Source organism: Colwellia maritima (genome assembly GCF_022669015.1).
In the GTDB taxonomy this organism is placed as follows: domain Bacteria; phylum Pseudomonadota; class Gammaproteobacteria; order Enterobacterales; family Alteromonadaceae; genus Colwellia; species Colwellia maritima.
Window position 1 is genome coordinate 1,144,244 of record NZ_JAKKSL010000001.1, and the last position, 22,981, is coordinate 1,167,224.

General features: G+C 36.7%; 17 protein-coding genes, 5 pseudogenes and 1 riboswitch. Of the genes and pseudogenes, 8 read left to right on the forward strand and 14 right to left on the reverse strand.

Features of this window, described 5'->3' with window-relative positions; translation table 11 throughout:
- Positions 1 to 25 precede the first annotated feature (25 nt).
- From moaC to moaA, 4 genes and pseudogenes are all read right to left on the reverse strand, one after another.
- Positions 26 to 534 (reverse strand): annotated as a pseudogene (moaC, locus tag L3081_RS05705) (cyclic pyranopterin monophosphate synthase MoaC).
- Positions 534 to 1,076 (reverse strand): molybdenum cofactor biosynthesis protein B, encoded by a 543-nt coding sequence (gene moaB / locus L3081_RS05710; protein ID WP_242284110.1) that lies wholly within the window; start codon positions 1,074 to 1,076, stop codon positions 534 to 536. Before moaB ends, moaC begins: the two are co-directional and overlap by 1 nt.
- Before the next feature lie 42 nt (positions 1,077 to 1,118).
- A complete protein-coding gene (gene mobA, locus L3081_RS05715) occupies positions 1,119 to 1,769 on the reverse strand; it encodes a molybdenum cofactor guanylyltransferase (RefSeq protein WP_242284111.1) in 651 nt (216 codons plus the stop codon).
- 1 nt (position 1,770) lies between these two features.
- Positions 1,771 to 2,743 (reverse strand): annotated as a pseudogene (gene moaA, locus L3081_RS05720) (GTP 3',8-cyclase MoaA).
- Positions 2,730 to 2,922, reverse strand: a riboswitch (molybdenum cofactor riboswitch). Its footprint overlaps the pseudogene before it by 14 nt.
- Positions 2,923 to 3,142: 220 nt before the next feature.
- Here moaA and moeA point away from each other — a divergent pair.
- Both moeA and L3081_RS05730 read left to right on the forward strand, forming a co-directional pair.
- Positions 3,143 to 4,378, forward strand: a pseudogene (moeA, locus tag L3081_RS05725) (molybdopterin molybdotransferase MoeA).
- 68 nt (positions 4,379 to 4,446) lie between these two features.
- Positions 4,447 to 4,830 (forward strand): hypothetical protein, encoded by a 384-nt coding sequence (locus L3081_RS05730; RefSeq protein ID WP_242284113.1) that lies wholly within the window; start codon positions 4,447 to 4,449, stop codon positions 4,828 to 4,830.
- Between the two features lie 36 nt (positions 4,831 to 4,866).
- Here the strand turns inward: L3081_RS05730 and hemL are convergent, their stop codons facing one another.
- The 7 genes and pseudogenes from hemL to L3081_RS05765 form a co-directional block, all read right to left on the reverse strand.
- Complete coding sequence (hemL, locus tag L3081_RS05735; RefSeq protein WP_242284115.1) at positions 4,867 to 6,174, reverse strand: glutamate-1-semialdehyde 2,1-aminomutase; 1,308 nt, start codon at positions 6,172 to 6,174, stop codon at positions 4,867 to 4,869.
- A gap of 102 nt (positions 6,175 to 6,276) precedes the next feature.
- Positions 6,277 to 7,286 (reverse strand): annotated as a pseudogene (locus L3081_RS05740) (aspartate carbamoyltransferase).
- A gap of 285 nt (positions 7,287 to 7,571) precedes the next feature.
- Positions 7,572 to 7,964 carry a hypothetical protein gene (locus L3081_RS05745; RefSeq protein WP_242284116.1) on the reverse strand — a complete coding sequence of 131 codons (393 nt, stop codon included), beginning with the start codon at positions 7,962 to 7,964 and terminating at the stop codon, positions 7,572 to 7,574.
- Positions 7,954 to 8,571: a S41 family peptidase gene (locus L3081_RS05750; protein ID WP_242284118.1), complete on the reverse strand. Its 618-nt coding sequence runs from the start codon at positions 8,569 to 8,571 to the stop codon at positions 7,954 to 7,956. The genes L3081_RS05745 and L3081_RS05750 overlap by 11 nt, the downstream gene beginning before the upstream one ends.
- The gene (locus L3081_RS05755) at positions 8,541 to 9,605 is read right to left on the reverse strand and encodes a S41 family peptidase (RefSeq protein WP_242284120.1); all 1,065 of its coding nucleotides are present in this window, start codon (positions 9,603 to 9,605) and stop codon (positions 8,541 to 8,543) included. The genes L3081_RS05750 and L3081_RS05755 overlap by 31 nt, the downstream gene beginning before the upstream one ends.
- Positions 9,606 to 9,754: 149 nt before the next feature.
- The gene (gene hemJ / locus L3081_RS05760) at positions 9,755 to 10,192 is read right to left on the reverse strand and encodes a protoporphyrinogen oxidase HemJ (RefSeq protein WP_242285590.1); all 438 of its coding nucleotides are present in this window, start codon (positions 10,190 to 10,192) and stop codon (positions 9,755 to 9,757) included.
- A gap of 14 nt (positions 10,193 to 10,206) precedes the next feature.
- Positions 10,207 to 12,033 (reverse strand): chloride channel protein, encoded by a 1,827-nt coding sequence (locus L3081_RS05765; protein ID WP_242284122.1) that lies wholly within the window; start codon positions 12,031 to 12,033, stop codon positions 10,207 to 10,209.
- Between the two features lie 153 nt (positions 12,034 to 12,186).
- Between L3081_RS05765 and L3081_RS05770 the strand changes: the two genes are divergently transcribed.
- Entirely contained in the window at positions 12,187 to 12,903 is a 717-nt protein-coding gene (locus tag L3081_RS05770; protein ID WP_242284123.1) for a DUF6776 family protein, read from the forward strand.
- Positions 12,904 to 13,063: 160 nt separating this feature from the next.
- Entirely contained in the window at positions 13,064 to 13,405 is a 342-nt protein-coding gene (gene erpA, locus L3081_RS05775; RefSeq protein WP_420839718.1) for an iron-sulfur cluster insertion protein ErpA, read from the forward strand.
- 83 nt (positions 13,406 to 13,488) lie between these two features.
- Here the strand turns inward: erpA and L3081_RS05780 are convergent, their stop codons facing one another.
- The 3 genes from L3081_RS05780 to L3081_RS05785 all read right to left on the reverse strand — a co-directional run bounded on the left by L3081_RS05780 (position 13,489) and on the right by L3081_RS05785 (position 15,784).
- Positions 13,489 to 14,532, reverse strand: coding sequence for a DUF484 family protein (locus L3081_RS05780; protein ID WP_242284127.1), 1,044 nt, complete (start codon positions 14,530 to 14,532; stop codon positions 13,489 to 13,491).
- Positions 14,533 to 14,597: 65 nt separating this feature from the next.
- Entirely contained in the window at positions 14,598 to 14,843 is a 246-nt protein-coding gene (locus tag L3081_RS28025) for a hypothetical protein (RefSeq protein ID WP_338027128.1), read from the reverse strand.
- 26 nt (positions 14,844 to 14,869) lie between these two features.
- Entirely contained in the window at positions 14,870 to 15,784 is a 915-nt protein-coding gene (locus tag L3081_RS05785; protein ID WP_338027129.1) for a cyclic di-GMP phosphodiesterase, read from the reverse strand.
- A gap of 258 nt (positions 15,785 to 16,042) precedes the next feature.
- On the opposite strand from L3081_RS05785, the gene L3081_RS05790 reads away from it, so the two are divergent.
- From L3081_RS05790 to rnr, 4 genes and pseudogenes are all read left to right on the forward strand, one after another.
- Complete coding sequence (locus tag L3081_RS05790; RefSeq protein ID WP_242284129.1) at positions 16,043 to 17,167, forward strand: PepSY-associated TM helix domain-containing protein; 1,125 nt, start codon at positions 16,043 to 16,045, stop codon at positions 17,165 to 17,167.
- Between the two features lie 53 nt (positions 17,168 to 17,220).
- A pseudogene (locus L3081_RS26445) lies at positions 17,221 to 19,357 on the forward strand (TonB-dependent receptor).
- Between the two features lie 321 nt (positions 19,358 to 19,678).
- Positions 19,679 to 20,296, forward strand: coding sequence for a tetratricopeptide repeat protein (locus L3081_RS05810; protein WP_242284134.1), 618 nt, complete (start codon positions 19,679 to 19,681; stop codon positions 20,294 to 20,296).
- 167 nt (positions 20,297 to 20,463) lie between these two features.
- The gene (gene rnr / locus L3081_RS05815) at positions 20,464 to 22,941 is read left to right on the forward strand and encodes a ribonuclease R (RefSeq protein WP_242284136.1); all 2,478 of its coding nucleotides are present in this window, start codon (positions 20,464 to 20,466) and stop codon (positions 22,939 to 22,941) included.
- Positions 22,942 to 22,981: the final 40 nt, after the last annotated feature.

Below are 22,981 nucleotides of genomic sequence, written 5' to 3' on the forward strand. Positions count from 1 at the left end.
GTGAGTATTTCAGATATAGGCAAACTTAGGAAGCGTGCCAATGACCTGACTTTCCCCTTCTTTAGTTAGCACTTTAATGTCAGTAATTATCATGGCAGGATCAGCCGCTTTACACATGTCAAATAGCGTTAAACATGCTACAGAAACCGCCGTTAATGCCTCCATCTCAACCCCTGTTTGTCCAGTTAAGCGACAAAGGCTCATTACTTTTACTTGTGAGTTTTTATCATCAAGCGTGAAGTCAACTTGTACTTTGCTTAGCATTAACGGATGACATAAAGGGATTAAATCGCTGCATTTTTTAGCTGCTTGAATACCGGCAATACGCGCGACAGCAAAAACATCGCCTTTTTTGTGTTTGCCTGTCGTGATCAAGTCAAACGTAGCGCGGTTCATTTTTATCAAACCTTGGGCGGTTGCAGTGCGAGAGGTCATTGCTTTTTCAGTTACATCAACCATATTCGCCTCACCTTGTTGATTTAGGTGACTAAGCTCTACTGTTGTCTTTTGGATTGGTTGTGTTGAACTGCTCATTAGCCACGAGTCTCACATTGTTCAGCACTAATATTTAAATGAGGCACAAAGTTACAGGGTCTATGACTGGCATCTAATTGCTCTTTAATCACTTTATCCCAAGCTGTTTTACAGGCATTAGTTGACCCAGGCACACATAAAATAACCGTTTTATTGGCAATGCCACCAAATGCGCGCGATTGAATAGTTGATGTGCCTATTTCGCTTAATGATACGTGGCGGAATACCTCGCCAAAGCCTTCAACATTTTTGTCGAATAATGCCATTAACGCCTCTGGTGTATTGTCGCGTTCAGTAAATCCAGTACCACCAGTTGAAATGATTGCGTTAATACTATTATCAGCAATCCATTTTGATACTTGTGCGCGAAGTTGATATACATCATCAATGACAATCGCTTTGTCTGCTAGGTTATGACCGGCAGCGGTAAGACGCTCTACTAATGCGTGCCCGGAAGTATCATTGTCTTCAGTGCGGGTATCTGAAACGGTTAATACTGCTATATTTAAGGGAATAAATGTTGTGCCGCCGTGTGCTGACATAGTTTTTTCCTTTTTACACTTATGCTGTTTAAAATGAATCGGTTAAAAGTTAAGTTTTTGTTTTGCTTGCTGCCATTGTTCCGGTGTATTGGTATTAAATAAAACGGATGCATCGCTACATTGAATAGCTTGATGCGGAATGTTCTTTAGTAACGCTTTAATTGAAGGGCCTTTTTCCTGTCCTGCAATACTAAAACGAGATTTATCGTTGGACTGCTTACCCGTTTTAACAAAAGCTTGTGCTAAAAAAAGCGTTACATATGAGTTGTTCGGTAAATAGAGTGGAATATTATGACCTTCAAAAAATGTTGCTTTTTGGCTAAGCTCTCCTTTTAGACGTAAATCAGCTAAGGCTTTAGCCTTCATAAAAGGTAAGTCAACGGGGAGTATCAACAAAGACTTCGCTTGAGGATATTTAGCTAGAACGCTTAAAATTCCGCCAACAGGACCGCTGAGTTTTACTGTGTCTGGAACATCATATTTATCACCACTCACAACTATGTTATTAATGCCCGACTCATTAAGTACTTGCTTAGAAAACTCTAACATAGAGAGCATAGAATTATCATCACGAAGTAGTTTTGCTTTATTACGGCCCATACGTGTTGATAAGCCACCCGCAAGCACTACGCCTAAACAATATTCATTTAATGGCGAGCTCTTTAAAGTTGAGGCATGTATAACTGTACTCATGCTAACCGCCTAACATCGCTAAATGTTTAGTACCGCCCGTTAGCTTATCATGTAAAAAATGCGCTGCTTTTTTATCACCTAACAAGGATAATATCTTTGTTTGTAAGGGAATAATGTTGTCTGACTGCAATTGCTCTCTTAACGATAAGCCATTTTCACCAAAAAGACATAAATGCAGTTTTCCTGATGAACTAACGCGTAAACGGTTACAGGTATTACAGAAATCTTTAGAATAAGGCATGATCAAGCCAATCCGACCTTGGTAATCAGGATGATAAAATTCTTGTGCAGGCCCCGCTGTTTTTTCTTGAATGACGGGTAGCCAACCATCAAGAATTAAATTTTGTTTAATGCGAGATCCCTGTACGTGCTGTGCGTCAAAAAAATCTTGATTGTCACCCGTTTGCATGAGTTCGATAAAACGTAAAGTGACAGGTGTATCCTTCAGCCAGTCTAAATAGCTTTGAATATTACGGCCACTATATTCTTTCATTAAAACGGTATTTACTTTGATGCTCGGTCGACCATCAGCGAGTGCCATATCAATACCTTTTAGAATAGTGTCGAGCTTGTTATGGCCTGTAATTGCATGAAATTGTCTTGGATCTAAGCTGTCTATACTAATATTGATGGCATCAATACCAAGCATCTAACCAAGCGGGTAAATGATCAGGTAATTTAAAGCCATTACTGGTTATTGCAACTTTTTTGATGCCTTGTGTTTGTTTGCATGTAGCGATGATCTCGGGGAGATCTTTTCGAAGTGCGGGTTCCCCACCTGTAATGCGAATTTTTTCTGTCCCTAAATTGGCAAAAGCAGCTGTTAAGCGTTTTATTTCAGTAAGTGACATGAAATCACGCGGTTGATCACATTGATAACCGTCAGGTAGGCAATAGTTGCATTTAAAATTGCACACGTCTGTAATGGATAGGCGCAGATAGTAAAATCTGCGACCAAAATTGTCTTCTAACATATCACCTTTCCAAATGTCGGGAGGCTAACGCGTTTCCTTGTTAACCCTGGCAGCGAACTCAAAGCATTAGATATTTTCAGAAAAACTATCCAAAGCTAAAGTTGCTACGGCTTGAAATAACATAACCTGTTTTACAAAAACTGGGCGTTAGTTATTTAAGCTCGGTGTTAAATACTCATGCACTACTCTTACAAACACAATGATGTGCTGAGAGCGGTTACATGACCAAAAATAAGTATATCATCTATTGTTAAGCATCATAATGTTTTTTGATTTAGTACTTTTTGATACGCATCAAGGTTATGTAAAAAAGCACTGTTACTTTAGTCGTTAATAAGGTGATAATAACGGCTTTTAAATAATTAAATTACTTTACGCAAGTAATTAAGTGAGATTATTATGTCTGATTGTTGTTCTGCGCCAGGCTTATTGCCATTTGAGTGTGCATTAGAAAATATGTTGTCACAAATAACGCCGGTGACAGAAACATTAACGTTGCCAATAACTCAGGCACTTAATTATATTTTAGCGCAAGATATAGCTAGTCCGATTAATGTACCTAATCACGATAACTCCGCTATGGATGGTTACGCTTTTGCAATAGAAAGCTTACAACAAAATAAAGTGCTATCCTTAGTTGGTCGTTCAATGGCCGGTGCGCCTTTTGAAGGTAAATGTAATGTAGGCGAATGTATACGTATTATGACAGGAGCTAAAATGCCGGCTTGTTGTGATAGTGTTGAAATGCAAGAAAACGTACAAGTAAATGATAACAAGGTAACATTTCTACAAGAGAAAACGCAGGGCTCTCATGTACGACATGCGGGCGAAGATATTCAATTGGGTCAGCAAGTTTTTAATAAAGGCCAAAAATTATCGGCAGTCGATATTGGTATTTTAGCTTCATTGGGCATTGCTGAGGTGAACGTTTATCGCAAATTAACTGTGGCGTTAATTGCAACAGGTGATGAATTAAAACTACCCGGACAAAGGTTAAATTCGGGCGATATTTATGAAAGCAATAGTTTTGTTTTACGTGGTATGCTAGCTAAGCTGCACGTAAATGTGATTGATTTTGGTATTATTGAAGATAAGTTTGACTCAATTAAAGCTGCATTTGTTAGTGCAGACCGCAAGCTGATGCGGTTATTTCATCAGGTGGCGTTTCAGTTGGTGATGCTGATTACACCAAAGCAGTGCTTGACGATTTAGGTGAAATAGGTTTTTGGAAAATAGCCATGAAGCCAGGTAAGCCTTTTGCTTTTGGTAAGCTAACTAACAGTGTGTTTTTCGGTTTACCAGGTAACCCAGTATCAGCTTTAGTTACCTTTCATCAACTAGCGATTGTTGCGTTAACCAAAATGCAAAATGGCAAAGCGTTATCGCGCACTCAATTGCAAGTTAAATGTGTTAGTGATTTAAAAAAATCACCAGGGCGACTTGATTTTCAACGTGGTGTGTTGAGTATTAATGATCAAGGTGAGAATGTTGTTAACTCAACGGGGTCACAGGGCTCAGGTATTTTATCAAGTTTAGCGCAAGCTAATTGCTTTATCGTTTTACCAAACCGAAAAAGGAAAGGTTAACGCAGGTGAGTTAGTCACAGTTCAACTGTTTGACCATTTCATTCAATAAATCGGTTATTTCAACTTACAAAAAGTCAAAGGATTAGGCTATAAGTAACTTAATGAGGAACTTTATAGATGACCTATAATTTGGGTTTTGGAAAAATTAATATTATTGATGGCAATATTGCTGAAATTATTATTAATGATAATATTGAAATGTCGCTAGAAATGGTTGAAGAATGTGAGCAATTTTTTAGCCAACATTTTTCTGATAATTTCGGTATATTAGTGAATAAAATAAATGCTTATCAATATTCCTTTGAAGCTAAGCTAACGATTGGTATGAATGAAAAACTTTGTGCCATAGCTGTAATAAATTACCACCAAAACGGCCGTAAACAAACTGATAGAATTATTCAACTTCGAAAACAAGATAATCTAAATCTAAAAATTTTTTCAGGGTTAGAATTAGGCCGGCAAGAAGGATTAGAGTGGATAAAGAAAGAACTGTCAACATAGCGTTAACTGTTCTTTCTTATTTCATGATGTTATTAATTAAAGTTGGGCAAAACACTTAGCCGCAGCTTCTAATGTTTTTTCAATAATTTCGTCACTATGAGCCATCGATACAAAACCTGTTTCAAACGCTGATGGCGCTAAGTAAACACCTTGTTCTAACATTAAATGAAAGAAATGTTTGAATTTCTCGCTGTCACAAGCCATTACTTGCTCAAACGTAGTAATAGGTGTTTCGTCGCTAGTAAAAAAGAAACCAAACATACCACCAACATAGTTAATATTTAAATCAACACCATGTCGGTCTGCCGCGGCTTTTAAGCCCATTGCTAGCTTTTCAGTCGCAGCACTTAATTGTTTATGTTTATTCCCTTTGGCTAGCTCCGTTAATGAGGCTAAACCTGCAGCCATTGCAAGAGGATTACCTGAAAGTGTTCCTGCTTGATACACAGGGCCAACTGGGGCAATGAAATCCATGATTGCTTTTTTACCACCAAAAGCACCAACGGGCATACCGCCGCCAATGACTTTACCTAACGTTGTTAAGTCTGGTTTTATGTCATAATGGGCTTGTGCGCCACCAAGTGCGACACGAAAACCTGTCATAACTTCATCAAAAATAAGCACAGAGCTATATTCATCACACACATCACGAAGACCTTTAAGGAAACCTTCAACAGGTGGAATACAATTCATATTACCAAGAACAGGTTCAACAATAATACAGGCGATTTGATCGGGATATTTAGTGAAAATTTCTTTTACTTCATCCAAGTTATTATAGCTAACCGTTAAAGTATGTTTTGCAAAGTCAGCCGGAATACCAGGCGAGTTAGGTACGCCTAACGTTAGTGCACCAGAGCCCGCTTTCACTAATAGAGAGTCAGCATGACCATGATAACAACCTTCAAATTTTAAAATTTTATCTCTGCCAGTAAAACCACGCGCTAAACGAATAGCACTCATAGTTGCTTCAGTGCCAGAGCTAACCATACGTAAAGATTCCATTGAGGGGACTAACTCACGTACTTTTTCGGCCATGGTAATTTCAATTTCTGTTGGTGCACCAAAGCTTAAACCACGTTGAGCTGTATTAATTACAGCTTCTAGTATTGCAGGGTGATTATGACCTAAAATCATAGGACCCCAAGAACCAACATAATCTATATAAGCATTATCGTCTTCATCATATAGGTAAGCGCCTTCTGCACGCTTTATAAATGATGGGGTGCCCCCAACACTATTAAATGCACGTACGGGCGAATTTACACCACCAGGAATAACACTTTTTGCTTTAGCAAAAAGTTTTTCTGAATTGTGTGTTGAAAAATTAGTTGATCCAGTCATTGTCAAAACTCTTTTTGGGTTCGTTATGTTGTTAATCGGTTACTTAATTGCTCTAGTAGAACAAGTTTTTGCTAAAAAACAGAGAGATTAGTTACAGAAAAATTACCGTTTGTTTGTATACCAGTTTACCTCTTTTTCGTACTGCGTTAATTGATCTTCAACACCTAACGCTAAGGCAAAAAGCGCCATTCTTACTAAGACACCATTTTGTGCTTGTCTAAAAATAGCTAGGCTGTCTAAATCATTTAAGTCAATATCCAGTTCATTGGCTTCAGGGCGAGAATCTCGTGGCAACGGGTGCATAATTACAGTGTTTTCACGGCAATACTGTTGATAGACACTTTTATTTAAACTGAAATGGCCACGATATAAATCCGCTTCATCTTTACTAGCAAAACGTTCTTGTTGTATGCGTGTTTGATAAATAACATCGCAAGATAAGTTACCTGCCATCGTATCGGTCACGATCACTTGATGACCTGCATTCTCTAGTGCTGAAATAACGCTGTCAGGCATTTGTAATGCGGTTGGTGAAACCATGGTCACTTTGACATTGTTATAAAGGCTAAGTAGCTTTGAAAGTGAATGTACCGTCCGCCCATGTTTTAAATCACCCATTAATACAATATCTAAGTTGTCTAATCCTTTGTGATAATGCATCATTTCAGATTGAATAGTGAATAGATCCAATAATGCTTGAGTTGGGTGCTCATTGGCGCCATCACCACCATTAATAACAGGTACAGTACTGCCTTGTGCAAATTTTTCCACTGAATGCATTTGTGGGTGTCGCATTGCTATAATATCGCTGTAACCACTGATAACTTGTGCGGTATCAAATAATGACTCGCCTTTACTTAACGATGAGTTTTCTTGCCCCACGGTTTCACGAACAAACCCACCCAGTAAATTAAAAGCAGTACCAAAGCTAACGCGAGTTCGCGTGCTCGGTTCAAAAAAAGATTACTGAGAATAGCACCATCAAGTACTGTACAACGTTTTTGTCGAGCGGCATACGGCGCCATTTGTGCTGAAACATCGAGAATTTTTGCAATAGCATCACGATCAAACTGGGATACTGATAGTATGTTATTGCCTTGGAATTTCATCATTTGGATAAGCCCCATCGTTAATGAAGAGCAAAAAATTTGCGGAAATATAGCATAGATTGACTATTTATAGAATGATAAAAAGAAGTTTTCATTCTTAATGTAAGTGAAGAAATTAGACGAGGTGGTCTCGTATACTTTACATAGATAATATTACAAGAATGCTTGATTGGTGATGATTTGTGATAATATTGCGGATAAATACGATACAGAATTCGTTCGAGCTAAAAAAACAGAGCAATAAAATGACTTTAGTAACAGCCTTTTAATTGCTCTGTTGGTAGCTAGCTAACGTTTAATACAAGATTTCGTTATTAAGGTCCATTCTTGTGCGTTGTCTACTCGTCTAAGTAGACAATGACTTCCTTGTTTAAGTAATTCAAAAACAATGGCAGCTTCGTTGTCAGTACGAATAACCCTAATACCATTCGGCGAAGTTACCGACGTTTTGCCGAGCAATAATCTACTTGTTTGTTGAAAAACATCCTTTGCAATAGGAATTGTTTTCCCTCCCATTGACTCACTTATCAATTTAATTATTTCTGTACGTGCTTGTTCATTATCAAGAGGAAGTAAAGCCCATTCTTTTTCACTCGCTTGGATAGCGCATGCACATAAAACAAAAGATAGAACGAACAACATTATTGTTTTGGTGTATCTACAAATAAGTTTATTCATCATTGTTTTTTCCTGCATTAATGTGTCTATATTGGTTAAAATAAACGTCGTGAATAATGGCATCTTGCAAAGGCGTTTTACCGTGAAGTATTGTTTCTTGCTCTGATAGTGGCGCGTGTGAACTCATTTTTTTCACACGTTGCTCAGTCACTTCTGGACAATCATTGTTTGCTTGATAGTAGAGGGCACTTGCTAATAACCGTTCTTGTTCATCGCCCAAATCATGCTGATAATCTTCTGTGACTGGGCACCCTTGAACTTGTGCTAATTTACCGGCTTCAGGCAATTTAACAGGTGTTAAACCATCCGCATAGTCACCAAAACCAACATGGTTTTCACCTTTAAATTGCACTGTGAAATAGGTTGATCCGCAATTGTCTTCGCTGACAAAACCATAAGGTTTGCCACAGGTAGTGGTACCAATTTGGATCACTTCAATATCAATACCAATAAGAGAATTGATAAAAGATTCGCCGGCCGAGCATGAAGCGCCGGTAGTGAGTACATAAACACGATCTAAATTTAAGGTTGGCAGATCCTGTCCTGCTTGGATAATAGAGTCACCTCCTATCAATCTTCTTAAATCGAGCGTTTCATCATAAAATGGCATGGATTCATTAGCTGTTTTATCGTTATATACTGTTGTTTCGTATATCTTGCCGTTTGTCGCATTACGACCACCACCATATATGCTAATTGTGATGATAGGGCTAAATAGCCGCCACCGTTATAACGTAGATCTACAACAAGTTCATTAATGTTTTGTTCTGAAAAGGTGTTAAAGCTTTCAAATAAGTCTTTTTCAACGACGCTATTATAAAATGAATTGAGCAATAGGTAGCCAGTTTTGCCTTCTGGCGTTTCAATTGTTTTTGTTATTTGCAGTGGTACACCGGTTATTGCGGCCGTTTGCAGTTCAACTTCATAGGTATTATCTTCATTATCGATAAATTTGAACGTATGTGTTTCACCTTCGACATCACTAAAAATAGCATTGTTTATAGTATTAATATCATTTTGATTATTGCTGTTAACAAAATCAATTCCATCAATCTCTACTAAACTAGAGCCCCTAGATATAGGGGAAGCTGATGCTTGTGTGTTTGGGGTGATATTTTGAACAATCCATTGTCTTGGTACTGTACTTTGTTGCTTATCAAATAAGATACCGTAACCATAGCTCACCCCTAACTGTGTCAATTCTTCAACTTCGCTTGTCGGTTGTAACCAATGAAACTGATCTTTGCTTTTTCCTGAGTCCGTCACTGCCGTTGTTTTAAGCTGATCAAAGTAATCGGATAAACTATAGTTTTTTGGGTCTTTATCGATTACTTCTTTATACCAAAGATAAGTTTCGTGCGTAAAAGCGCGTTGCCAGTGTTTTTCAATTAATTCACTGCCGTCCTCGTCTGGGTATGCTATCCCCGTAATAGGACTTTTGCCTACTCTAGGGTTTTCACATTGAGCAACAAACTTATTTGATGATTCGAAGCTGTCCTGTTTCCATGTAGGGGCTGAACTATCAGTGGGGTAAGTAAAGTTAGAGCTAGTATCTATTTTGCTACCACCACAAGCACTTAACAAAGTAAATGGTAATAGTAGGGGTAATAATCGTGGAAATTTTGTGGTGTTGTTTATGCGCATTGTTTAGGGTCCATTTATTATGCTTTCCTGTAAACATTATACCAAACAAATAGTCGGTGAGAATATTTGTTTGGTATATTAAAAGGTATTATTAAAATTAAGTAAACGTTTTAAATTAGCGTGAAATTTTCATTAATTATATAAATACATCAACTAAAGGTTGGCTTGATGTAGGCTAACAATATCACTGCAAATAATGCGAACACAGGAATTTCGTTAAATACACGATAAAACTTTCCTGAGCGCAAATTATTATCTTGCTGAAAGGTTTTAACCAATTTAAAGCAGTATCCATGGTAAATTAAAAGTAAAATTACAAGAGTGAGCTTTATATGTAACCATTTAGCAGCAACAAACCATGCGTTTCCATAGGCGAATATCAATAGTAAACCTAATAACACAGTTAATATTGCAAAGGGAGTGATGAAATAAAGCAGTCGTCTTTCCATCCCTTTCAGTTGTTCGCTCACTTCAACAGAACTTGTTTCTGCGTGATTAACAAATAACCGGGGTAAATAAAATATTCCTGCGAACCAAGCCACCATAAAAATAACATGAAAAGCTTTAAACCATAAAATATTGCTCATTAAAAATTCATTCATTAATCTATTTTTCCTTCAAGTACGCACTCTCTTGCTGCTGTTTGCGTTGGCAATAGGTTTGCGATGAGCTTACCATTAACTAGATACTGTCTAATTTGTTCAAAGGTTACAATACCAATAATATCATCAATATCATCTTGGTAAATATAAACCCCGCCTTGGCGGTCATGTACAAGTGCTAAATACGCTTCAGCTAATGTTGCTTGTTGAGAAAGTGGAATAAGCTTGTGCAAATTAATTTTTTCTGTCACTTGATACTCAATTGTATCTTTTTCAAGAGGGGAGGCAGCTTCAGTTTGTATATTAACTAAAGGCGTAGTTTCATTAAATTCAGCCCAATGAAAACTTACTTGCTCCACTACTTTTTTGCCTTGAGTTATTTTCCGAAGGGTTCTATTTACCACCGGAATTTTGCTATCGCTTGACATAATCATACCTGCAATCGCTTTGGTTGAGGCATTTTCTGTATATTCTATATTTTTAATCATCAAACTTAGTATCCCTACTTTCTGTAAAGCCTTTTCAATAGGGGGTTTACGATAAACCAATCCTTGGACGTCGAGTTGCATAGTAAAAACAGATCGGTTATTAAATAATTGACCTGAAATAATGCCGGCAACTGTGATGACAATCATTGCGGGCAAGATCACTTCTAACTGCCCTGATAATTCTACCACGGCCAATAATGCGGCAAGTGGGGCGTTTAAACTTGCCGCCATAAAGCCTGCCATCCCCATTAGTATAAAATCATTGCCAAGGTGTTCACCGGGAATTATTTGCATTACTAATGCGCCCCCAAATCCACCTGCTATAGCTCCTATACCGATAATAGGGCCAACAATACCACCTGGAATGCCTAAACCTAAAGCAAAAGTAGTCATTAAAAACTTAGCTAATAACAAACTTAACAATAAACCTATATGCCAATTATTCTCTAGCGATACATCAATAGCGCCACTACCAACCCCCATAGCACCAGGCACTAAATAGCCTATGGCTCCTGTGATTATTGCCGCTAACATAAGTCTTGGTATTATATGAAACTTTTCACTGTGCTTGATAACTGTTACGAGGGTTTTATTAAAAGCAGCAGCAAGAGTGCCGAGTAAAACTCCTAAAAGAACTAAAGGAATGTAGTGTTGTGGAATAAGTTCTATTCTATGAAAGTAGTCAAAATGCTGTGAGACATCAAAAACACTGCGGGTGACTATTGAACCCACTAAAGAAGCTAACATAACCGGAATAAAAATATGTATTTTATATTCCCTCATGATGACTTCCATTACAAAAAGTACGGCAGCAATTGGCGTATTAAATGTTGCTGCAATACCTGCTGCAATACCACAAGCGCATAACGTGCGTATACTGTTGTAGGGGAGTTTCAATGAACTACCTACAAAGCTAGCCGCCGCGGCGCCTAAATGTACTGCAGGGCCTTCTCTTCCTACAGAAAATCCAGAGGCAAGTGCCACTGCGCTACCAAAAAATTGATTGAAAGTGTTTTTGAACGGGATAACGCCATGAGCGACTTTTAGTCGATAAAGTACAAATGGAATACCCGTTCTGATGTATTCGTAGCCAGTAACCCAGGCAAAGAGTAAAATGATGAGTGAACCGATAATAGGTAAATCAAAACGACTTACCCCATCTAAAGTGATATAGTTATCACGTTTAACTAAATAGATTTGCTGAATTTGCTCTATAGTCAAAGTAAACAGAATAACTAATAATGCAGATGCAAAGCCACCAACAATGGCAAGTAAACAAATTTGCCATGAGGTTTTAGGTAATGCTAAATGTTCTCTTACTGTGCTAATGTAACTCATTATTAGTGACTAGTTTTATTGGTTTTACTCATCAGCGTAGCTTATCAATACGGAATAAATAAGCACAGTTAATAAGCGACAGCTATACAGCGCTTGTTTTTATTATATGGATTTATTTTTATTCTTTATTTTAAAGGTTATTGTACGTTACAAATGAATTGGTTAGCAAAAATAAATCTCACTGTTGTAACAAAGCGCCTAGGCCCCTTTAAATCAGCACTCTTCTTACTAACGTTAATCATCCTTTGTTTATTCATCGGCTATAGACTTGGTAATTTCTATCATAATTTTCAATCAACGACATTAGCGCAACAAAAAGGTCGACTTGATCAGTTATATGAAGAACAATCAAGACAGGTTGAACGTATTCATACCTTAGAAGTCGAGTTAGCAGTAGAGCAGTTAGCTAACCAAAATGCGCAAGCAACCTTAAAAAAAATGTCACTTGAACATTATCAAGTAAAAAAAGAATTGGCTTTTTATGAAAAAGTGATGGCGCCTGAGAAAGAAGTTGATGGTTTAGTTATCGACGGGATTAAAATTTCAGAAAGTAAAAGCCCTAATTATTATCATTTTCAAGTGGTGTTAGTGCAGCAGCAACGAAAGAGAGGTTACGTTAAAGGCTATGTAGATTTAGAAATAATAGGTAGTTTAGACAACCAACCAAGCCAATTAACATTGTCAGATATTTCAACTATCAGCAAAACAGACGTGTCATTTAGTTTTAAGTATTTTCAAGTTATCGAAGGTACTTTTACTTTGCCAAAAAACTTTATTCCTGAAAAAATGCAAGTATCTGCTGTATTAACGAAAACAAAATGGCAAAAATATCAAAAACTTAATAAAAGCCTGCCTTGGATCCTTGAATAATAAAAACAATAATACTTGATTAAATTAGTCAGGTTTAAGATAATACGAATGTTGGCAAATTTATCCTTCTGACAGAGGACAAAAATTTGCTAGTATTGGTATAATTACCTCGATTTTCCTTATCTTTTTCAATCAAAAGTAGAGTTCCATGTCTGACCCTATCTCAAATCCAGAATTACCTATTAAATTCACTGACTCAGCGGCTAAGAAAGTGCTGTCTTTAATCACTGAAGAAGAAAATCCTGAACTAAAACTTAGAGTGTATGTTACTGGCGGTGGCTGTTCTGGTTTCCAGTATGGTTTTACGTTTGATGAAAAAATTAATGAAGGGGATATGACCATAGAAAAACAAGGCGTCACTATGGTAATTGACCCTATGAGTTTGCAATATTTGGTTGACGGTGAAGTGGATTATCTGGAAAGTTTAGAAGGTTCTCGCTTTGTTGTGAACAACCCTAATGCAACAACTACGTGTGGTTGTGGTTCTTCTTTTTCAATGTAGTTTTATGTGATTTCATTTAGTTAACGGTTTGCAGGCATAATTCCAAGCACAATAATTTTTAATAGTAGATAAACATATTGTTATTAAATGTCTTCATTGATTACTTCCGCTTTTTTGCGTAAATAGAGCTGTTCATCAGCCTGCTTTAACAGTTCTTCCATCGTTTTTATGCCATCACTAGCGGACGCACCACAACTGATCGTTATGGGTAAGTAGGTATTTTGATAAGGCATAGGATTATTTTTGAAGAATTCCGTTAAGCGTTTGCAAGCTAACAATGCCTCTTGGTAAGTTTGACTTGCTAGGGTTATCACAAATTCATCGCCAAGATAACGAAAGCACTTGTCATTTTCACGGATTAGTTCTTTTAATTGTGTTGCTACATAAGTCAGTACTTTGTCACCACAATCATGCCCATAAGTATCATTAATTTGTTTAAATTTATTACAATCTATAAACAATAGTGAAAAGGGGACATTATATCTACGCTGACGAATTAACTCCTCGTTAATTGATACTTCCATTAAACGTCGATTAGCTACTCCCGTTAACCTATCATAATGAGCCATATACTCCAGTTGTTCTCTAATTAAGGCATTAGATAAACATAAGCTTACTTTTACAGCGAGCTGCTCTAGGTGCAATGTGCCTAAATTAGGTTGAAAACGTTGTTTATCGTTGTCTGTAAACAGTAAGCTACCAAACAGCTTATCTTCAATAACTAAAGGGAGTAGTGCTGCTGATTGTGCTTGTGCTGTTAAACTCTTTGGTAGAATTGACCTAAGCACGTCAAGTTCATTTGTTAAAAACGGTTTTCTTTCGGGATGTATTTTTTGTAACTGCTCTATAGCAATATTTTTACTATTTTGTTGATGCCAACTTGATTGCATATTACCGCTTAATAAATAACTTATCGGTGTTGGCTCTGCTAATAAAAGATAAATTCCTGTTAAATTGAATTTATCTTTTATGGATGAAAGTAGCTGATCCAATAAGGCTTGGCTTGTTGTGCAGGTTAATATTTGTGTTTCAATGTCGAACAACTTTTGTGCTATCTCAGTGTTAACTCGTGAGTTCTCTAGCAGGCTTGATAACTTACGCTCTAATTCTATTTTAGTGTCAGACATATAATAAATACCAGTTTTTCACATTAAGCCATTAGGATAAGTACAATAAGGTGTTTCAATTGAAGTTAACCTTCCATTAGTAGCATCTCAATAATTTTATTCATATCAAGATCAAATTCTTCTGCTTTTACACTTTTTACAATATAGTCTTCTGTTGTTGCTAAATCAATATCGTGAGTATTAAGGTATTGATTTAACTTTACACTATAAAATGAGCGCACCTTGGGATTGGTTGGATTGTTATTATTTCGTTGTTCAACAACCGCAAGTTTTTTCGATTTAAGTTGCACCAATGAACCGATAGGGAACACGCCAATGCATTGGATAAATTGATCAACTAACTTGAGATCGAGATGATTACTTTTACCAAGTTCTCGTAAAATCGAAAAAGCTTTAGTGGGGGAAACCCTTCTTTATAACAACGGGCTGCCGTTAGTGCATCATAAATATCGCAAATTGCAATCATCCGACCATATATATGAATGTCTTTGCCTTCAATTTGAAATGGATAACCTTCACCATTAAGTTTTTCATGATGCAAAGCTGCAACATCTAAACTCAGCTTGCTAAGACCTGGTATTTCTTTGATAAGCTCAATTGAATGATTTACATGGGTTTTCATGATAGTAAACTCATCATCGGTAAGTTTACTGGGCTTATTTAAAATCTCGTCAGGGACTTTTATTTTTCCAATATCATGTAAAAAAGCACCAATACTTAAGTTATGAATAACACTATCACGCATTTTTAAATAGTAAGCAAAAATAGTAATATAAACTGAAACGGCCACCGAATGCTCTAATAAATAGGCATCTTTTTCACGAATATTCACCATGCAGACTAAAGAATCGGGATTATTTAAAATGGCATCAACTGATTTTCTTGTTACGTCTATAACAGGTTTTAAATCTATGTTTGCACCACTTAAAGCTTGAGAAAAAAGGTTTTTCTGAATGTCTTTGGATTCATTGAAAATTTCTTTTGCCTGTTTTATTTCAGCAGATATCTCTTCTTTAGTTTTTGTTTTGATTTTAGCCTTAACTTTAGCATCAGCTTTAGCTTTGTGAGGTTGGCGAATTGTTTTGCTGTCATCTATAAAAACAGAAAGAACATTTTTGTTTTTCAGGTGGGCAATAACTTTATTGTTTTTAATATAGCCAGGAGCGCTTAAAGAAAACGAATCAAGTTGTTTGGCAATTTCAGTGACATAATGGCCCACATGCAATTCAGTAAGTTGTTTTTCTACAATCATTTAATTCAGACCAATTAACCGTATAAATATTTGAATTCCCTAACCAAGCTTTTATATTGCTTGAAGTAGCACATGTCTGCTCTATTTGATATTAGCGAGTTTTGCTGAATTTAACAATTCTTATGTTTATGTAACACTTGTTTAATGTGATAAAAAGATTCACCTACAGCATGAAATTTATTTAATTCCGCCTATTTTTTATTTTAGTCTCAGTAATTTACAATAAAAAACTATAAATGCTAATCATTCTTATTTGTAATGGCGTATGTGATATTTTTACTTGGAACGAAATTGTTCAAATTGTGGTTACGAAGAATACATTTATTCTTAGCAATTATTTCTGGTCTATTTTTAATAAGTTCCAAGATTACAGGAACATTATTAATTTATGCTAAAACCATACAACGTGAAATAAATGTTGATTATTGGCAAGTAATGCCTCAAAACAAAACGCTGAGTTTTGATAATATTATCAAAATAGTTGAGCGTGATACGCAACAAAAAGTGATACTCGTTCAGCCAGAATTAGAGCCTAACTTAGCTTGGCAATTACAATTATCTAATAATCATTATGTTAGCGTAAATCCTTATAATGCGAATATTTTATTGGAATATGACTATTATAAAACCTTCTACGGATTTACCATGGCTTTTCATCGTTGGTTATTGTATCAAGACAGTGATGGAAATTTTCCATTTAGAATATGGGTTTCAATAGCGACCTTGTGCTTGATAGTAGAAGTTCTCGTTGGTGTTTATTTGTGGGTAAGACCAAAAAATCGTATAAAGCGGCTAAAAATAAAATTCAAAGCCAAAAATAAAATTATATTTTACCAATTACATACCGTTCTGGGCGTGCTTTTATTTATTCCTCTTCTACTTGTTGCTTTTAGTGGTATCGCTTTTCACTGGAAAATGGAAACCTCAAAGGTTGTTGAAACACTCACTTTTGGTGAAATAGAGAAAAGACCCGATGCGCCGACAATAAAAAGTCATTATTCATCTGAATTTCAATTGGACTTAGCATTGAAAAATGGCTTAAGTGCTTTACCACAAGCTAGCCTATATAGAATTTATATGCCTAAAAAACAATCTAATAGTATGGCACTTAGAGTGAAAATGCCTAATGAAAGTCATGCGTATAGTTGGATTTGGGTTAACCCCTATACGGCAAAGGTTCTACAAGTTTATGATGCGAGTAAAGCCTCTTTTTCCACGCAGGTTTGGAACTTCAAATATAAATTTCATATTGGTGATTTTTTAAGTCCAATCGTTCAAGTATTTTGGATTGGATTAGCGTTATCGCCCTGTTTTTTTGTGTTATCTGGTTTTTACCTTTGGTTTTGCCGCCATAAAAAGAAAAAAACTATAAATATCTCTTGATAATGATAACCATTATCATTAGTATTTGCGTCAATTAAATTAAGGAAGGCGCAATGAAATATACACAACTTACTACGCTAGCAGTGGCAGTATCAGCTCAGTTTTATACTCCTGTTTATGCTCAAGCTGATGAGCCAGAAGAAAACATGGAAAGGATTATCGTGACAGGAAGTCGTGTCATTGAAAGTATTGATGAGGTGCCTGCTTCAATTACAGTGATTAGCCGAAAAAAAATAGAGCAACATTTGAAAGTCTCGCCAGAATTGCAAAGCTTATTAGCGATGTATGTTCCTGGTATGGCGACTAGCACAGGTACATCAAGTAATGCCGGTCAAACGTTACGTGGACGATCTCCATTAGTGATGATAGATGGTGTGCCGCAGTCAACACCGTTACGTAATGGTTCGTTAGGTATTAAAACATTAGACCCGCCGCAATTGAACGAATAGAAGTAATAAAAGGGGCTACCTCTATTTATGGTAATGGTGCGGCGGGTGGTATTATTAACTATATTACTAAACGATCATCAAATGAAGGAATGGCAGGAGAAGTCAGCTTATCTAGTCGTTTTAGTATGGTTCAACCTGATGAAAGTGCGGGTGGTCGTTTAGAAGGTAACATTAATGGTAAAATAAATAAATTTAGCTATTTATTTACGGCTAGCTATGAAGAAAACGGCGTACAACGAGATGCTGAAGGTGATATTCCCGGTTTACAATACGGTTTGTCTGATGCGGAAACTCAAAACTATTTTACCAAACTTGGTTATCAATTTGACGATGATAAAGCCTTACAACTAAGCTATAACTTCTATAGCTCTCAGCAAAAAACAGATTTAGGTGATGTTTCTGGTGATATTAATGTAGGTGAAAAAACTTATGCTATTCATGTTCCATTAGACCCAAAGAAAAGCAGGGAGAGCCACAGGGACAAGAGGGTAATACTAATTTAATGGTTAAGTATTCTGACTATGCCATATTTGCACAAACCCAAATGACATTAGATTTCTATCAACAAGACATTAAAAATACCTTCTTTTATTCACCATCATTCGCTAACCCAAGTGAAGGTTATACGGGCGGACAATCGGTAATCAAATCAGAAAAAATGGGGGGAAGAGCGACCTTTAACACCCAAATTGATTTCGATAATATTGAAGCCACTTTTATATACGGTATTGATTCACTTAATGATATTACCTCACAACCATTAGTTGACGGACGTATTTGGGTGCCTGAAATGGACATGCAAAACCTAGCGGGCTTTCTCCAAACTAAATGGGTGATTAATGATGATATCATTGTCAAAGTTGGTATTCGCCAGGAAGATATTGAGCTGAAGGTGGATGATTATCAAACGCTTAAACAATGTAAATCAGAAGATCAATGTCAAGCATCTATAGAGGTAGTTGGTGGCACTATTGATTACGAAGCAACCACATATAATGCAGCAATAAAATATAACTATAGTCCACTGTTTAGTCCATTTGCGAGTTATTCTCAAGGTGCTGATATTTCAGATATCGGCCGGTTGTTACGTACCGCCACGGTAACTAATATTACGTTAATTCGTACACAAGCTTCTATTATCGATAATTATGAAATTGGCTTTAATTCGCAAGTTAATGATGATTTACGTATTGAGTTTGCTGCTTACCGTAGCACTTCAGAATTAGGTACCGGCAGCCAATTTGATGAAGCAACAGGTGTCTATTTACCGGTAAGAGCACCACAAGAAATTTGGGGTTATGAAGGATTGGTTGATTACCAGATGAGCCCAGAGCTACAAATTGTGGCAACATATAGTTATGTTGAAGGAGAAAATACTGAAACAAATGTTCATTTAGGCGCACAACAAATTTCGCCACCTAAAGTAACGGTTAATCTTGCTTGGCAACCCTCAGAAGACGTATCTGTTGCCCTAAGCTATTTGTATGTAGCTGATCGTAAAAAGTTTGATGCAAATGAAGAGGGTGAATATGTTGGTGATCAAGGACCAGTTGAACATTATCAAATAGTTAATCTAAGTGGGCAATTTCATATTAATAAAAGCCGGAGTGCATTTTTTGGTATAGAAAACTTATTTAATGAAGATTACTTTCCTGCAAAGTCTCAAGCGTATCGTTATGGTGGTTACAACGTGAAAGGGTTAGGTACTACGGCAAATATTGGTGTTAAATATCAATTTTAATGGCGGTTGAAAAATAAATATTGTTGTAAAATTGTATTGAAAAATAAAAAGGCACCCAAGGTTAGAAAGGGGGGCTTTTTTGTTTGGGCTAAGGTGAAACCGTACAGTAGAGTTGAATATTAATGTATTGTGGTCTTTTTATTGCATAACTATTTTCATTGCAACTATTTTTAATGCATCAGTATTATTGCAAAATTATTTTGTTTAATGATTTGGCTGAGCTCTAATTGATTTAGTTTACTATCGCTTATGTTTAGGTTTGTGTTTTGCTGCCGATAACAAATAAAGCCAAAATTTTGTCTATTTTCCTAGGATTACAATATGCGTCTTACTCTTTTTTTAATGTCTCTGTGTTTTTTACCTTTAGCTTATGGACAAAATTTGACAGCGGTACAAATTTATAGCGATGATCAATTACTGAATTTAATCAAAGTGAACAAACACTTAAGCCAAGTTGTTTTAGATGATTGTCAGTTAGTGCAAGATATTGAAGCACGCGCAATAAAATCAGAAATGCCTTCATATCAATTTTTGTGGGGGGATATGTTAGCTTATGGTGTCTGTGTCAAAAAAGATATTGAGTTAGGATTACATTATATGAGACTCGCGGCAGATCAAGGTTTAGCTGAAGGTCTCGAACAAATGGGGCGCTATTATCATATCGGTAAGTTTATGCAGGTAGATATGGAACAAGCCATTATTTTCCTAAAAGCTGCCGCCTCTATGAATAATCTTGCCGCACAAATGCGTTTAGCCAGTATTTATCAGCAGGGGTATGGAAGTCCACTTGATTACCCTGAACTATACTCTCAACTTCACCATGCGGTGACGGATGATAAAGCGATTCACAAAAAAATTAACCAATTGAAACAAAATTTAGCCACAAAAATGCCAATAAAGGTAGTTAATGCCGCTAAAAGAACTGATTATACTAATTGATCATTACCGCCGTTAATGATGATGGCAAGGAATAAACCGCGCAAATGCCGTGTTGATTCCAACAGCTTACTTTCTACTTGTGTTTTTCAAATTTGTGGTATACTTGTTGATAATTACTTATAAATTTTCACTTATTATTTTCCATTTATTACAAGAAACACATTATTTTGACCCTAAATGATCCCCACGCTAAGCGTGAAGCAAAAAAATACGAAAAACCAGTCGCGTCTCGCGAATTATTATTATCACTCATTGAAAAATGCTCACCCCCTCCCACCTTTAATGCCCTTGTTAAAACATTAAAGTACCAAGAGGAACATTTGCTTGTCGGTTTAAAACGTCGTTTACGTGCGATGGAAAATAGTGGGCAACTTGTCTTTAATCAATTTAAACAATATGCCATTCCTGCTAAAAGTAGTTTATTAACAGGCACTGTTATTGGGCATAGAGATGGTTTTGGCTTTTTCTCACCGGATAAAACTAGTAGGAAGGATGACTTGCCAATTAAGCCTGGCAAAGACTTTTATATCTCTTCTCATGAAATGCAGCGTGTTTTTCATGGTGATGTGGTGCAAGCCATATTAGTTGACCGAACTGATAGAAAGGGACGTAAAGAAGTTAAAATCCTAGATGTTATAGAGCCAAGAAAAGCCCCTATTGTAGGGCGATTCTATATTGATCATCATATTTGTACAGTTGTTCCTGAAGATAGCAAAATAAAACAAGAAATATTAATTGACCCAAAAGCAAGGCTTGGTGCACGTCACGGGCAAATGGTTGTGGTTAATTTGCTACAAAGACCAACCAAACGCTCTCACGCCATTGGTGAGGTTATTGAAGTGTTAGGTGATCATATGGCTGCGGGCATGGAGATAGAAATCGCCTTGCGAGCTCATGATTTACCGCATCAATTTTCGCCTACAGTGCAAGCTGAAGTTGCCAAAATTGCAGATGAAGTTGAAGACTCAGCGAAATTACCTCGTAAAGATTTACGCGATTTACCTTTAGTAACGATTGATGGAGAAGATGCCCGCGATTTTGATGATGCAGTTTATTGTCAAAAAGAAGCCGCCGGTGGTTGGCGTTTATGGGTAGCTATTGCAGATGTGAGCTATTATGTTCGCCATGGCACAGCATTAGATGACGAAGCTATTTCTCGTGGTAATTCAGTGTATTTTCCAAGTCAAGTTATCCCAATGTTACCGGAAAAGTTATCTAATGGTTTGTGTTCGCTCAATCCAGACGTTGACCGACTTTGTATGGTTTGTGAGATGACAGTAACCGCGACCGGGCAACTGTCAAATAGCCAATTTTATCCTGCTGTAATGCGTTCTAAAGCACGATTTACTTACATTAAAGTTGCCGCGATACTTGATGCTAATGTACCTGCCGCCAATGACGAAAGTGAAAGTAGTAGTGAAACAGACATGGGTCAAAAACTACGTACTGAATATTCAACATTAGTGCCTGACTTAGAAAATCTAAAAGACATGTACTTAGCATTAAGTGATGCGCGTAATAAACGTGGGGCTATTGCTTTTGAAACCGAAGAGTCACTTTTTCTATTTAACCAAGATAAAAAAATAGAAAGTATTGTGCCACTTGTCCGTAATGATGCGCATAAAATCATTGAAGAATGTATGATTTTGGCTAATGTTGCTACAGCACAGTTTATTGAAAAACACAATAAACCTGGACTATTCCGTGTACATGATAAACCAAGTGAAGAAAAATATAATAACTTTGTTAGTTATTTGTCAGAGTTGGGCATAACACTACCAAACAGAGAAGAGCCAGAGCCAAAAGACTATTGTGATATTTTAGCGAAAATAGTTGGTAGACCGGATCAAGAATTGATTCAAACCATGCTTTTGCGCTCAATGCGTCAGGCTGTCTATCAAAGTGACAATTTAGGTCATTTTGGTTTGGCGCCGGAATCATATAGTCATTTTACGTCACCTATCAGACGCTATCCAGATTTAGTTGTACATCGCGTAATAAAAAGTATTCTGCTTAAAGAGGCACAAACACAAGCACAACGTGAAGCCAATGAAGGAGCTTATGATTACAAGCTTGAGGAAGTGATAGAACTTGGGGAACACTGTTCTATGACTGAGCGCAGAGCAGATGAAGCCACCCGAGATGTGAGTGATTGGCTAAAATGTGAGTTTATGCAAGATCATGTAGGTGATAGCTTTACCGGTGTCATTAGTACAGTCACTAATTTTGGTCTCTTTGTTCGATTACATGATTTACATATAGAAGGGTTAGTACATATTACGTCGCTAGGGCGAGATTATTATCATTATGATGATGTCAGAATGTGTTTAACAGGGGAAAATACGGGTGTTAAATACCGAGTTGGCGACGTTGTCACAGTAGAAGTTGCTGCGGTTAATTTAGATGAAAAGAAAATTGACCTTGCTATCGAGGGTGTTGAAGGTAATAACGCTAATAATGTGAATGTTAAGAGCAAAAATAGTCGACAAAACAAAGGCAAAGACAGCCAAGGTAAAAACAGAGATACATTAAAAACAAAGACTAAAACTAAAGAAAAAGACAAATCTAAAGTTAAGTCTAAAGCAAAAAAACGAACGGAACGTAAAAAACGACCCGGAAAAAATGCACGTAAAAAAACAACGTAATAAGATGATTGTTCAGTTGTCTCTTGATAGAGGGCGACTA